We start from the raw sequence: 14,830 nt of genomic DNA, 5'->3' as shown, positions 1-14,830 counted from the left end.
TTCAAAAATTAGGAGATCCTCCAAGAAGTAATACTATTGTACAAAATTATGATGAAGGAGGAACAATAAGTAGTGAATTAAGAGTAATTGAAACAAATCTTTTAGAAATAGAAGAAATAAAAGAAGAAACAATAGGGATGGCTATTGGGGGCCAAACAGAGATGGGTCTTACCTTACCTGGTGGATTAGCTGCTAATTTTAAAGGAAGCGGAACTGTTACCTTAGGAAAAGGTATGTCACCAATACAAAGTTATTTAGCTAATTTAGATTTAAGAAAAGGAAAATCTATATTAATCGCTGGCCCAATTGGTTTTAGTCCAACTGCAAATATTCAATATAGGTGGGCTTCTGAAATAGATGAAAATGGGAAGACAGCAATCAGATTAAAAGATATTCATGCAGGTGGTGGAATTGTACTTGGTCTTGGAAATTCAGCATTTATTGAATGTTCAGGAAACTGGCATAAAATAGCAGAAACTGGAGAAAAAGATTATGTTTTTTCAGGAACATTAATTGTCCCAACTAAAAAACTTAAAATACTTGGAGTAGATATGGAAGAAACAAGAGCTGGAATTACAATAAATGGAGAACCAGTTGCAAATTTTGTACAAAAAGTTGGAATAGGAAAAAATTGGCAATCTTCAATGCGTTTAGATTATAATATAGAAAATAAAACATTTGGTGCTGGATTAAATGTTACATATTATTTCTATAGGAATAAAGGTGAAAAAAATGAATAAATTAAATAAAATAAATATCTTTTTAATTTCTTTTTTATTTTTAATTGGTTTTTTATATCCATCTTTTGTGATTGATGATACAATATATCCAAATTTCTGTTGGGGGACTCAATGTAATTCAAATCCTACAAGTTGTGTTAATTATTTTATTAATACTGACTTATATTTTTCAACAAATATTATTATTTCAACAAATGGAAATACATTAGATGGCTCAGATCCATTAGATCTTCCAGATGGGGCAATTATTTGTGCTTCAGAAGTTACTTTAGATTCTAATCCTATATTAAATGAATTTGCTTTTGGCAATCAATTTATGGGAACAATACCCTATTTTTCAATTCCAGACTGGAATAATGGATTAAAACCTTTAGATGGGCCACCAATAACTCAGCAACAAATTCAAATTAGTGAATCATTGTATAACCAAATAAATTCTGGACCAATTGTATTTTCATTAACTCACCCAAATAATATTTTTAATAAATATGAGGAACCATTTAATTACTATAAAGAAAAATGCAGTGAACCAACAGCATATCTAAATAATAAAAAAGGACATGCTGGTGTTGTATGTTATGGGAATTTAATTGCTGATATAAATAGTGTTCCAATCATTTTAGAACTAGGTAATCCAGATTTTGATATCTCATACTTGCCAGTTGGCGATTATATTTTTGAATTATCTTATTCAGAGGTTCAATGTCTTGGTTTGGGACAAACAAATATTGAAAGTTCAACTAATAATAAAGTATATGTATATAGAGATGAAAATTTATTTCCTTATACAGGATCAAAAACTCCCTTTGTTTTACATGTTGATGATCCGCAAATAATTATTAATAGTATGATGATTACAGATGTTGAAGGAAATCCTGAAATTGTTATTAATCCAGGACAAACAAAAGATATTATTATTCATTTATTCTTAAATAGAGAATCAATGGCTTTTAATATAACTGATATAACTGCCACACCTTCTGATTTTATATTTACTCCAGATACTCCATTTAATATTTCAGTTCCAACACCTCCTGCAGGAGAAGGAGCATATGAATATACTATTACAGGACAATTAACTGCACCTGAAATTTATACAAATGAAGAAATTTCTTTACGTGTTTTCTTTGATACAAATTTACCTGTATGTAATGATCAAACAGGAGAATGGCCAATAGATGCACCAATTACACAAGGACCTGATTTAGTTGTGAATTTATCTGCTGGAGGCGCTACGGGAATTATTTATCAAACAGAAGGCGCTACAACAACAATAGATGTTGACACTATTAATATAGGTTCATTAGAAACAGGAAGTGAATCAACAACATTTGTTACATCAAATGATGCATCACTTTTCACAAATACGGGATTTTTAATTCCGAATTTAAATGAAGGCGCAAATCAAATTAATTCATTTGATTTTACATGTCCCCCTGGAATAAATATGAATATTACTTTTGAAGCATGCGCTGATTATTATGATGAAGTAATAGAAGTTAATGAAAATGATAATTGTGATAATATAACTATTGTATGTGATGCTTATACAAATTTAAGAGTTAAAAGTGATATTGAACCAAGTGGATTTCCACCAATAAGACGTGCACCTTGTATAGTAAATGAAACACAAACAATTGATTTAACAACATATTCAAATAGTATATGTTCACAAAATGCAAGCTGGACATTAGTAGAATTAAAACAAGGAACTACTATATTAAATACAACAAGATATTCTGTTCCTCCAATGCCAAATCTTTGGATGCCTAATTCATTCTTATTTATCCCCCAAAGAGAAGCAGATACAACCACCCCTTTTGGAAATGATTGGGGAACATGCACTGACTTAGCAGATGTAACTGCCGAAACCTATACTGAAGTTACACATAAATATTCATATGAAATTAATATAGAAGGAACTTATCAAATACAAGCATGTGCTGATATAGATAATGAAGTTAATGAAGGATCAGAAACTGATAATTGTTTAACTTTATGGCTTAGTTGTGTTCCTCCGGCACCAGGAAATATTACTGCATTTTGTACTGATTTAAATATATCAAACGGAGGAATGGACAACGGAAACTGGGGAGTAATAAATGATGGATCATATGATATTACAACAACTATTATACCAACTTATTCTGGAAGTATTAATCCTTCACCAAGTTTTCCAGCTTCAATTACAGAAATGATAAGGGCTGGAGATATATATTCAAAAAACGCAAGATGGACATGTGGTGATACTTCAGCAATAACTACATATACTATTTTTGCAGAATGGACTGATCCACATTCAGGAAATTTAATGAATGATACTGCTATATGTACAATAAGATGCGGAATAGTTTTAGCTTGTGAAGATTATCTATAATTTAAAAATTTCAGTATTTTTAGGCATAATAACTTCTACTTTTTTATTTTGTTGAATATCTTCTGCTAATTCTTGTATTTTTTTAGGTTCGCCATGCATAAGAAAAACTTTTTTCAATCCTTTTATAGATTTAACAAATTTTATTAAATCATCATGATCTGAATGTCCAGAAAAAGGAACTGTTTCTACTTTCATTTTAACTTCATATTCTTTCTTATCTTCACCATAACCTAATTGAACATATTTTTCTCCATCTAATAATTTTCTACCTAAAGAACCTTCAACTTGATAACCAACTATAATTAATTTATTTTTTGGATTTTCAATTAATTTTTCTAAATAATTTAAAACTGGACCGCCAGTTAACATACCTGATGTTGATAAAATAATACAAGGCTCTGATAAAACATCACTTCTATCTTTAGTTTTTGGAACTTTATAAAACGGACTTTTAAATGGATCTTCATCACTCATTAAAATTCTCATTTTTATTTCTTCTTTTGCATATATTACATTGTGTCTATAAATTCTATTAGCTCTATTAACCATTCCATCTGTATAAATAGGAACCTTTGGCAATGCACCTGAACGCATATAACTTTCAATAACCATCATTATGTTTTGTCCTCTCCCAACTGCAAAGGTTGGTATTAAAACATGTCCGCCTGCAATTAAAGTTTCTTTAATAGATTCTATTAATTGCTGAGATGCATTTTTTAATGAAGGCAACCTATCTGTTTTTCCACCATAAGTTGATTCTAAAATTAAATTTTTTGCTTTTAATCCTAATTCTGCACCTTCAATAATTTTTGTTTCTCTTAAATTTAAATCTCCTGTATATAACAAATCACATTTTCCTTCTAATTTTATCATTGCTCCCCCTAAAATATGGCCTGAATTATATAAAGTAAATGGGATTAATCCTTTTCCACTTATTTTTTGTTTATATTCTACTTGCTGTGTTTTTTCTAAAACTGTTTCAACATCTTTTGTTGAAAATAATTTTTTTTCTTGCAATCTTTGATAATCAGATAATAACAACTGCATTAAATCTCTTGTAGGTTTTGTAGCATATATTTTTGCATTATATGCTTTGCCTTTTTGAATAATATGTGGAAGAAATCCTATATGATCTAAATGTGTATGTGTAGGAACAATATGTTTTATTTTTTTAAAATCTTCTTTAGGAATAATAGGATATTCAATAGGATCTCCTAACTTAATTCCGCAGTCAAGCATTATCTGGCCTATTTTAGAATAAACATTAACACAGCTTCTTCCTACTTCTTGCGCTCCACCATAAAAAGTAATTTCATCATTTGCCATATCTTGATTTCACAAGGTAGATTTATAAATCTGGCGAGGGCACGAAATTACTTTGTTATTAAAAATAAATAATAATGGAAAGCTTTATAAACCCTGAAATAGTAATATATTTCAGACAAAATGATATTTGGGGTGAGTAAATGGAAAAAAATAAATTACAAAATTATGAAAGACCTAAACAATTTATAGAAGCATTAAAAAGGTGCTTACCACAAGGATTTATAAAAACTCAACCAAAAGCAGAAGGGACAATTCTTTTAAAATCAGAAAAAAGTGGTGGTTATTTAGAAACAATCCAAGGGAAAACATATTTTAGAACTTCAAAGAATATAATTGGTGAAGTTAGTAATTATCAAATATTCTCTATTGATTTAGATCTTACCCCAATTTTTAAAGAATTATTAGATGATAGTAAATTTATAGAAACGCATGTAAAAAGTGGGACTTATCTTATGAAAATTGAGGGTGATAAAATTGTTGGAGCATTTAAATATAAACTAATTTCAGAAGAAAAACAGAGAAAATTGCAAGAATATGAAAGTAGGGAAAAAATATCTATTTTAGACCAAAAAACAGTAGAAAAATTATATAAATTGTATTTTGATCTTGTAGATTCAGAGAGGGATAAAAGTATTTTAAATTCTCATTTGTTAAGAAGTGAGATTAATAAAATATTGGATGAAGTATTTTTAGAAAATAAAATCCCAAGTAAAGAATGGACAGAAAGAAGAAAACGCATGCAAATACAAAGCCTTAAATTCCTTAATTTAATTTGGGAATGTAAAGAAAATGATGTTTGGGAAAATGAATTAGTAGACACAAGAGAAGTTCACCGCACAGAATTATCAGGGATTTTAGCAGGCGAACTAATCTAATTTTCTTTTTTTCCTTTTTATTTCTTTTGATTTTCTTTTCTTTTATCAGTTTATATTATAAATCTATTTTTCTTATTCTTTTCATATTAATTATTGGGGTGATTAAATGCCATTCGATGGATTTACAAATTTAAAATATAAACCAAAAGAAAATGATTTAATATGCAAATTTTATGTTGAACCTGGAAAATTAGATAAAAAATTAACTTTAGAACAAGCAGCAGAACATATTACTGCTGAATCTTCAATAGGAACATGGACAGATGTAGGAGGAATTTCACCTACTTTAAGAAAAAAAATAACTCCTCATGTTTATTATATAAATAAAAAAAATAATACAATAAAAATTGCTTATCCTTCTGATTTATTTGAAAAAGGAAATATGCCTCAAATAATGAGTGCAATTGCTGGAAATATTTTTGGTATGAAAGAAATTGCTAATTTAAGATTATTAGATATTTCATTTCCTAAAGATATAATAAATTCATTCAAAGGACCTAAACATGGGATTGAAGGAATAAGAAAAATTACACAAATTAAAAAAAGACCAATATGTGGAACAATAATAAAACCAAAAGTTGGAAGAACTGCTAAAGTACATGCTCAATATGCATATGAATCTTGGTCTGGAGGATTAGATTTAGTAAAAGATGATGAAAATTTAACAAGTATGACATTTAATAAATTTGAGGATAGAGTAATAAGAACATTAGAAATGAGAGATAAAGCAGAAAGTGAAACAGGAGAGAAAAAAATTTATTGCTGTAATGTTTCAGCTGAAACAAATATAATGATGAAAAGAGCACAATTTATAAAGGATCATGGAGGAAGAATAACTATGGTAGATATTTTAACATGCGGCTGGGCCGGATTTGAAACATTAAGAAATTCACAACCTAATTTAATTGTACATGCACATAGAGCAGGACATGGAATGTTCACACATAATCCAAGAAATGGAATGACTATGCTTGCAGTTGCTAAAATTGCAAGATTAATAGGTGCTGACTCACTACATATTGGAACATTTGGAACTGGAAAAATGAAAAGTGAATATAAAGAAGAATTAAATATAAGAGATGCATTAATTAAACAAAAGATATTTGAAAATGATAAAGCAGATGTATTAGGACAAAATTGGTATAATACTAAATCTGTTATGCCTGTTTCTTCAGGTGGATTATATCCAGGTATTATTCCTGAAACAATACATAGAGGAGGAACAGATCTATTTTTACAAGCAGGAGGGGGAGTAGCAGGCCACCCAGATGGAATTAAATCAGGCGCTACAGCAATGCGCCAAGCAATAGATTCATATATGAAAAAACAAGATATTTTAGAATATGCAAAAGAACATAAAGAACTAGGCGCTGCAATTAAAAAATGGGGAATTGGAAAAAGAGTAGTTTATTATGAATAAAAAATAACACTTAAATACTCTTTGATATATAATAATAAAAGGTGTTTTATAATGACAATCAGACAACCCATAGTTACAATCATGGCACATGTTGATCATGGAAAATGCGTTGCACCTAAAACAAAAATTATTCTTGACGATGGTGAAATAATAAACGCAGATGAACTTTATCAGAGACTTTGTAAAGACGGAGAAAAAATAAAAAATCAAAAAGGAGAGGTATTTGAATTAAAAAAAGGAGCAAAAATATTTAGTTTTAAGGGTGGGGAATTTGTTAAAAAAAGGATAAGTCACGTATGGAAATTAAAATCACCAAAAAACATAATAAAAATATCCCTAAGATCTGGACAGGAAGTAGAAGTAACTCCAGAACATCCTTTTTTTGTTTTAACTAAAAATGCTGAAATAAAACAAAAAAAAGCAAGAGACATAAAAGAAGGAGATTTTATAGTAACAGCAAAAAAATTAAGCTTAACAAAAAACTTGAATAAAACTAAAAAACAAATAATAGAAAAACTTGAAAAAATGGACAACATGGTTGTTTTTATAAAGAATGAAAAATTTATTGAAAGATTAAAAAAAGAGGATAAACAAAAATTATTAAAAGCCAACGTATTTTCAACCTGTCCATATGGTGCTTTAAAAAATAAAAGATTCAGAACTATTGATTTTTTTAAAATTGCTAAAATGTTTAGAATATCAAAACTAAAAGCATATGAAATAATTACACACATTAAAAATACAAGTCCGAAATGGCGAGCTGGCCATACAAGCAGAAAAGTAAAATTGCCCAAAACAAAAGAAGAATTTGAAAAATTTGGTTATATTATTGGCTGTCTTATTGGAGATGGTTGTTTAGGTCATAGTGTTAATTTATTTAATGTAGATGAAAACGTTACAAAAACATATATTAATTACTGTAAAGAAGTTTTAGAATTAAATTCAAAAATAGAAAAACAAAAAAATAAATGCCCAAAAATAATTAATACGGGGGGTAAAACATTATCAAGAATACTTTATGAAATATTTGATTTTCCAAAAAAAGAAAAAGCAAGAGATATAAAATTTGGAAAAATCATTCAGACTTCACATGAATTAAAAAAAGGTGCAATCGCAGGTTGGTTTGATACAGATGGTACAGTATCTAAAATAAATAATTCGATTGAAATTTTAAGTAAAAGCAAAGCACTTGTTGAAGAAATGAATTTAATGTTATTAGAATTCGGAATTCCTTCAGTAAAAAGGCAGAGAATAAAAAAATATGGAAAAATACAGAAAACGTATTGGGAAATTAAGATAGCAAATGAGCCATATCTCTATTTATTTCTATCAAAATTTAAAATAAAATGCCTTAAAAAAATAAAAGTTCTAAAACAAGCAAAAGAAAAATCTTCAACAAGCAGAATATTTGATATGTCCCCTATTTCTGGAGAATTTATAAAAAAACAAAAAATTAAATGTAGAAACAAAAAATTAGCATATTATAATAAATATCTTAAATATGATAGACTTTCCATTAATTTTATAAAAAAATTAATAAAAAATACAAAAAACAAAAAATTAAAAGAGCAATTTTCATCATTAACCACAGATTCTGCTAGTTTTGTTGAAGTAAAAACTAAAAAAGAAAAAAAACCAGAATATGAATATGTTTATGATTTCACTATTCCTAATACCCACAATTTTGTTGCGGAAGGAATGGTTATTCATAATACATCTATCTTAGATAAAATTAGAAACACCGTCGTAGCATCTAAAGAAGCAGGCGCGATTACACAACATACATCAGCAAGTGAAGTTCCAAAAGAAATATTGTTAACTATTTGTAAAAAACAATTGGAACAAATGAAATTAGAAATTAAATTACCAGGAATTTTATTTATAGATACACCAGGACATGAAGCTTTTACTTCATTAAGAGAAAGAGGAGGAAGTTTAGCAGACTTAGCAGTATTAGTTATAGATATAAATCAAGGCATACAGCCACAAACAATTGAAAGTATAAAAATCTTAAAACAAAAGAAAACTCCTTTTATAATTGCTGCAAATAAAATTGATTTACTAATGGGCTGGAATCCTAAAAAAGACTTTTGTTTTATGGAAAGTTATAAACAACAAACTGAAACTACAAAAGACTTGTTAGATCAAAAAATTTATGAGATAGTTGGAAAAATGTATGAATATGGATTTGATACTGAAAGATTTGATAGAGTACAAGAAATGACAAAACAAATTTTGATAATTCCAATGAGTGCAAAAACAGGTGAAGGTTTAGCTGAATTATTATTATATATTTCAGGCATAAGCCAAAAATACTTAGAAAAAAATCTAAATATTGAAGTCAAAGGAAAAGGGAAAGGTTCTATATTAGAAATTAAAGAAGAAAAAGGATTAGGAACAACAATTGATGTAATAATTTATGACGGCTCTGTAAAAAAAGGAGATGAATTTTTATTTGGTACTTTAAAAGGAGTTAAAAAAACAAAAATAAGAGGCATATTAAAACCAACATTGCCTGGCCAGCATATTAAAGATAAATTCATTTATGTTGATGAAGTTCATGCTGCATCTGGATTTAAAATATTTGCACCTGAGTTAGAAGATGCGATACCAGGTTCTCCTTTTTTAATAATTGAAGATGAAGAAAAACAAACTAAAGAAATTGAAGAACAATTAAAAAAAGTTCTATTTGAATCTGAAGGCGCAGGAGTAATAATAAAAACAGATACCTTAGGTTCAACAGAAGCATTAATCAAAATGCTTAGTGGAGAAAAAATAAACATAAAACAAGCAGGAATTGGAAAAATTACAAAAACAGATATTATAGGAGCAAAAGCAGTTAGAAATATGGATAAATACTTAGGAGCAATTTTAGGATTTAATGTTTCAATAAATGAAGATGCAAAAGAAGAAGCAAAAGAAGAAGATATACCTATTTTTGAAAGTAATGTTGTATATAATTTAATAGATAAATATAAAGAATGGGCTGAAGAAGAAAAACAAAGGGATAAAGATTCAGTAATGAAAGGATTAGTTTGGCCTGTAAAAATAAGAATATTAAGAAATCATATTTTTAGAGTAAGCAAACCTGCTGTTTTTGGAGTAGAAATTTTAGGTGGAAAATTAAGGCCTGGTTTTAAAATGATAAATGAAAAAGGAATAATTTTAGGAGAAATAAAAGTTATTCAAGATAAAGGAGAAAATATAAAAGAAGCTAAAAAAGGAATGCAAGTTGCTGTTTCAATGGAAAAACCAATTGCAGGAAAAGATTTTAATGAAGAAGATGTTTTATATTCATATATAAATAGAGAAACAGCCAGTACAATTAAAACTCATTTTTCAGATGAATTAACAGAAGAAGAAAAAGCGCTTTTAAAAGAAATCACAGATATTACAATTATGAAATATTTCTAAATATTTTTAAGTCTAATTTGATAATATCTAATCTTATTTCTTTTTTGGTATACTTTTTAAAGTCTCAGTTTTATCAACTTCTAGATTACCTAATGCCTGCATGGTTTTATTATATAATGCTTTTTTTCCTTCTTCACTAACTGTGCGCCATGGCCTATCTGGAGGAAAATCTAATGCTGTATAATAAGGAATAATAGTACCAACAAGAGTACTCCCAACTATTACTATGCCTCCTATCGATGCAGAAATAGGAGCAAAAGCAATTCCAAGAGCAACAAAGGGTGGTCCAAAAGTTACCACTGAAATTGCAAATAAGGAAGAATCAAGAACAGCCCCTTTATTAGTAGTATCATTAGGGGCTAATTCTCTTACGTCTGAACCTATTCTTGTTTCAGTTGTTTTCAAAATTCTTTGTAGTTTTTCTTCTGCTTGTGGTACTGTTAATTTTCCAGAATTAACATCTTTAAAGACTTCATCTGCTCTAGTTATATAATGATCAAATCCTTCCATAATAACGTTTAATATTTTCTTTTGAAGATTTTTTTAGGAGATATTGTTTGAATTAATTTTGCAAGTTGTTGAGAATTAAAATCAAGTGTCATTCCTGCTCTTTTTTCAAGAATATCTTTTATTGTTTTGTTTTGTTCAGCAAAAATTTTTTGGACTGCTTTTTCATCAGTCAAAGAATTATCAATTCCTATTTCTATATCTCTCATTGCAACTTTAGCCATTAAATCACCCTAATAGATTATACATTATTTTAGTAGCGAAATATATATATATATATCTTAAAAATTTATTATTAAAAATTACTGATAAAAAATTAAAAAAAGCATAGATTTTTATTCCTTATCACACATATAAAATTATGAAAAATAATAATTTTAGTTTAGATTTTGATGGAAAATTAACAAAATTAAGAAACATAAAAATAGAAGACTTAAACAGAAAACAAAAAAAACAATTATTTTCTTTTTGTGAAGAATTAGATTCAGAGATTTATCCAGAATCAACAGAAATTATTAATGGTAAATACAAAACTCTTCTTATTTTTGGAAAAATAGTTAAAAAAATGAAAAGAAAGAAAAAAAGTAAAGAAAATCTAGAAAAAGCTGAAAAAGTACTTAAATTAGTTTGTGAAGGGGTTTTCTCCAGTTTTTCAAGCAAAACTCCAAAAACAGATATTGAGGAGAATAAAACAAAAAAAAGAGAATTCTCTAACTTAAGAGGTAGTGATGTAATACCTGAATCTATTTCTAATAAAGAAATGTCTCCAAAACAACATAGGGCATATACTAATTATCTTGGATTACAGATAGCAAAAAGAAAAGAAGCAGAAGGAAAAACAATGAGTATCAGTGAAAAAAAAGCTTTAAGAAAAAAGGAAAAAATTGAAAAAAACTATCAAAAAATAATAAAGGAGATTTTCTCTAAAGAGTATGGGACATATTCTAATTCTACATATGAAAACATCTTTTACAGTGAATTTAGAATATTAGCAAATGAAAATCCAGAAGAATTTTATAAAAAAACAAAAAATTCTAAAATAATAAATGAATATTGGGATAAATTAGAAGGTAAAGAAAAAATAAATTATTTGGATTTTTATATGTATTATTTAGAAAATAATCGAGTTAGAAAATTAGAGCAAGAAATTAAACCAAAAAAAGAACCTGAGCACCCAGATAGAAAATTTATTGAAGAAAAAACAGGCATATCTCAACAAACTTTAGGTTCTCTAGATAAAGTTCTTTTATTAAAAATAGAAACAGTAAACACAGAGGGCAAAAAACAAAAAGAAGTACTAAAAAGATTAGGAATATCTCCAAATAGATTTGATTTTGAAGCTAACGTAGAAGATTTTGAAGAAACAGAAGAAAAGAAACCAAAAACTAAAGAAGAATTTGAAAAATCCTTAGAAAAGGAAATAACTCTGATTTTAACAAACAGACAATTATTAATTGACTTTGAATCAATGAAAAAAACTGCAGAAGAGATTGGAATTACAAAATCAGAACTTAAAATAATACTTAATACTATTATTGATACTGAAATACTTAAGGATGCTACAAATAATAAATTAGTAATATCAAAATTTAATATAGCAAGAATGATTTTGTCTGGCTTTGAGTTTGACGGAAGTAGCTTAAAATTACCAATAAACAGAGTAAAAAGTGAATTAAAAAGATTAAAAGAAACAGCAAATTATGAACAAGCAGCAAGACTTGCAATGGAATATGGATTTAAAGAGGAAATCCCAGATTTATTAGTTCCTTTATTTTTACAGAAAGTCTCTGAAACAGAAAATGAGGGTTATATTTTAAGTGTAATAAATATTTTAAGTTATGAATTTAAAATTTCAGATAAAAAACTTTTAGAATCAATAAAAAATTCAGAAACAACAAAACAAAGAATTAAAGAAACATTAGAAATACTCGAAGAAACAAAAAAATTAGTAAATGAATTTAAAACAATCACTAAAGAGATAAAAACAGAAGAAGAGGAAAAAAGAAAGGAATGGCTCATAAAAAAACTTGAAAAAAATTCAAATGATCTAGAAAATCGAAGGGATTTTCTTGTAATCTTCTCAAAAGATGAAAAAATGTATAATGACCTTGAATATTGGATTTCTGAGACTTCTTATACTATTGGTTATTTATCCAATTCAATAAGACAAGCTAAAAAATATGGACAACATTCAATAATACACAAATCAATTCAAAGAGAATTTATAATTCAAATAAATAACATTTATATAGAAAGAATTAATTTACCTAAATTAATAGAAATAGTTAAATTACTATCTAGAAGGTATCAAATCTCTGAAAGAGAAATTGCTAGTTTTGTATCTCCAATAGTAAAAGAAAAACTAAAATCAATACATATAAATTTTCATCCAATCCTAAATGATAAAAATAAACTAACTAATTTTGATGGAATTTTAGAACTATACTCTTATTTTAATTTGGGTGAGGAATTAAAAGAAGCACAAAAAAATCTTATTTTAGAAGCATTAAAAGAAAAAACTTTTCACCTTAACTTCTTAACAATTGCTTTACAAGCGCAAGACTGGGGTTTTGAAAAATTAAGAAATGAAGCGCTTCAAAAATTATTTGAAGAAAGGTTTAGTGAGAAAAATCTATCACTATCAAAAATACTTATTGAAAAAGTAGATATAAATAAAGTTTTTGATTTAGATAAGATAGCAGACATAATGATGATGAGAAAAGAAAGCTTAAAACAAATTTTAAAACCGAATATAGAAAAAGTAATTAATAATTTTATTTCAGAAAAAGATCCTCTGTTTTTTGAAAAAAAATCTAAATTTTTTATAGAATACTGTAATTATTTTGAATTGGATCCAAAATATAAAGAAAAAATTGATGAAATTAATAAAAATCTAAAATTAAAACAAGTAAAAAAAATGTTTGAACAAGAAGTACTAATGAGAAATATTTTTTTGAATCATATTAACATTGGTGAAAAAATAAAATTACTTAAACAAGAATATGGATTAGAAGAAGACGACATTAAAAAAGCAATTTTGCCCCAGGTAAAAGAATTTTTAGAATCACAATTAAAAGGTAGTGGTTTTAAAATTACTATGTTCTCAATACACGAATATGAAAAACTGATAAAAATAAGTAAATATTTTGATCTTCCTGAGGAAAATGTATTTATAAAAAAATATGTCTTACAATTAATAAATTTTGGTTCATATAGAGAAGCAAGAAGGATAGCAAAAGAAAATAATATGCAAGAAGAATTAATTATATTAGAACAATTGAAAAAATTTGATGAAAAATTTGAAGTCTTCTAAATTATAAAAAAAATTTATACCCGTCTGTAATTTTAACTTTAAATCCTTGTTTCTTAAATTATAATATAAACGAGAACACAGATATACTTAACGATGGGATCGTTAAGTTCACCCAGCTACTTAACGATGGGGTCGTTAAGTCTAATTCTCCTTATGCTAATTTTCAACAATTTTGATTGATAAAAACCATTATAAACCCGTGTCGCACTAATTATATTATCATGAATTAAAGGTAATTATAATGGAAATAAAAGAAAAATATTTTGAAAAAAATTACGGTAAAAGAACTTTTGTATATAAATCTACTGAAACTTCTGAAATTAGAAAAGATGGGAGGCCTTTACTAATTATAGATAAACAATTAATGGGTGAAGAAGTAACAGATACTGAATTTCCATATTGTAAACTTATGACTGATGAAGATTTACCACAACTAACTTTGAATGAATTCAACACTTTAATTTTATTAATTCACACTGAAAAATATACTGATGAAAATTTAGATAAAAGAATAAAAATTTATAAAAGAATTTTAGATCTCTACTTTATTCCTGAAACAGAATATAAAAAAAGAATAGAAATAGCAGAAGAATATTTAAGAATGTGGACAAATGGATGGAAAAAACAAATGGAGCTTATCCCGGAGGAAGCAAAAATACATATAAAAGAAGAAGCTTCAACAATACTTGTATCAAATTAATTATCTTTTCCAATCTTTATTCACACGCGCTTGAATGTATTTAATTTCATCTGGAGTTAAATGTTTAAATCTACCTTGTAGTTTTAAATAATCTTCAACTGGTTTAAAATTAGGCTGAACTGTTATTTTTTCATTTTGAATATCTCCATTTTCTATTT

General features: G+C 27.0%; 10 protein-coding genes. 7 read left to right on the top strand and 3 right to left on the bottom strand.

Annotation, left to right across the window (positions count from 1 at the left end):
• Both WC356_05675 and WC356_05670 read left to right on the top strand, forming a co-directional pair.
• Window positions 1-740: hypothetical protein (locus tag WC356_05675; GenBank protein ID MFA5382634.1), on the top strand; the 740-nt coding region annotated here is incomplete at its 5' end.
• Window positions 733-3,117 carry a CARDB domain-containing protein gene (locus WC356_05670; protein ID MFA5382633.1) on the top strand — a complete coding sequence of 795 codons (2,385 nt, stop codon included), beginning with the start codon at window positions 733-735 and terminating at the stop codon, window positions 3,115-3,117. The genes WC356_05675 and WC356_05670, both read left to right, overlap by 8 nt.
• Here WC356_05670 and WC356_05665 read toward each other — a convergent pair.
• The gene (locus WC356_05665; protein MFA5382632.1) at window positions 3,112-4,443 is read right to left on the bottom strand and encodes an MBL fold metallo-hydrolase RNA specificity domain-containing protein; all 1,332 of its coding nucleotides are present in this window, start codon (window positions 4,441-4,443) and stop codon (window positions 3,112-3,114) included. The genes WC356_05670 and WC356_05665 overlap by 6 nt on opposite strands.
• A 140-nt stretch (window positions 4,444-4,583) precedes the next feature.
• Here WC356_05665 and WC356_05660 point away from each other — a divergent pair, with 140 nt between their 5' ends.
• The 3 genes from WC356_05660 (at window position 4,584) to infB (ending at window position 10,152) form a co-directional block, all read left to right on the top strand.
• Window positions 4,584-5,318: a hypothetical protein gene (locus tag WC356_05660; protein MFA5382631.1), complete on the top strand. Its 735-nt coding sequence runs from the start codon at window positions 4,584-4,586 to the stop codon at window positions 5,316-5,318.
• Between the two features lie 106 nt (window positions 5,319-5,424).
• Window positions 5,425-6,738 carry a type III ribulose-bisphosphate carboxylase gene (rbcL, locus tag WC356_05655; GenBank protein ID MFA5382630.1) on the top strand — a complete coding sequence of 438 codons (1,314 nt, stop codon included), beginning with the start codon at window positions 5,425-5,427 and terminating at the stop codon, window positions 6,736-6,738.
• 51 nt (window positions 6,739-6,789) lie between these two features.
• On the top strand, window positions 6,790-10,152 hold the full coding sequence (infB, locus tag WC356_05650) for a translation initiation factor IF-2 (GenBank protein ID MFA5382629.1): 3,363 nt from the start codon (window positions 6,790-6,792) through the stop codon (window positions 10,150-10,152).
• Window positions 10,153-10,185: 33 nt separating this feature from the next.
• Here the strand turns inward: infB and WC356_05645 are convergent, their stop codons facing one another.
• Together WC356_05645 and WC356_05640 are read right to left on the bottom strand one after the other, a co-directional pair.
• Window positions 10,186-10,662 (bottom strand): hypothetical protein, encoded by a 477-nt coding sequence (locus WC356_05645; GenBank protein ID MFA5382628.1) that lies wholly within the window; start codon window positions 10,660-10,662, stop codon window positions 10,186-10,188.
• Between the two features lie 8 nt (window positions 10,663-10,670).
• A complete protein-coding gene (locus tag WC356_05640; GenBank protein ID MFA5382627.1) occupies window positions 10,671-10,883 on the bottom strand; it encodes a hypothetical protein in 213 nt (70 codons plus the stop codon).
• 137 nt (window positions 10,884-11,020) lie between these two features.
• Between WC356_05640 and WC356_05635 the strand changes: the two genes are divergently transcribed.
• Together WC356_05635 and WC356_05630 are read left to right on the top strand one after the other, a co-directional pair.
• On the top strand, window positions 11,021-13,972 hold the full coding sequence (locus WC356_05635) for a hypothetical protein (GenBank protein MFA5382626.1): 2,952 nt from the start codon (window positions 11,021-11,023) through the stop codon (window positions 13,970-13,972).
• 241 nt (window positions 13,973-14,213) lie between these two features.
• Window positions 14,214-14,672 carry a hypothetical protein gene (locus WC356_05630; protein ID MFA5382625.1) on the top strand — a complete coding sequence of 153 codons (459 nt, stop codon included), beginning with the start codon at window positions 14,214-14,216 and terminating at the stop codon, window positions 14,670-14,672.
• Window positions 14,673-14,830 lie beyond the last annotated feature (158 nt).

This window comes from Candidatus Micrarchaeia archaeon, assembly GCA_041653315.1.
Taxonomy (GTDB): domain Archaea; phylum Micrarchaeota; class Micrarchaeia; order Anstonellales; family JAHKLY01; genus JAHKLY01.
The sequence above is the reverse complement of the archived record's forward strand: the minus strand, read 5'-3'. Positions and strand labels throughout refer to the sequence as shown.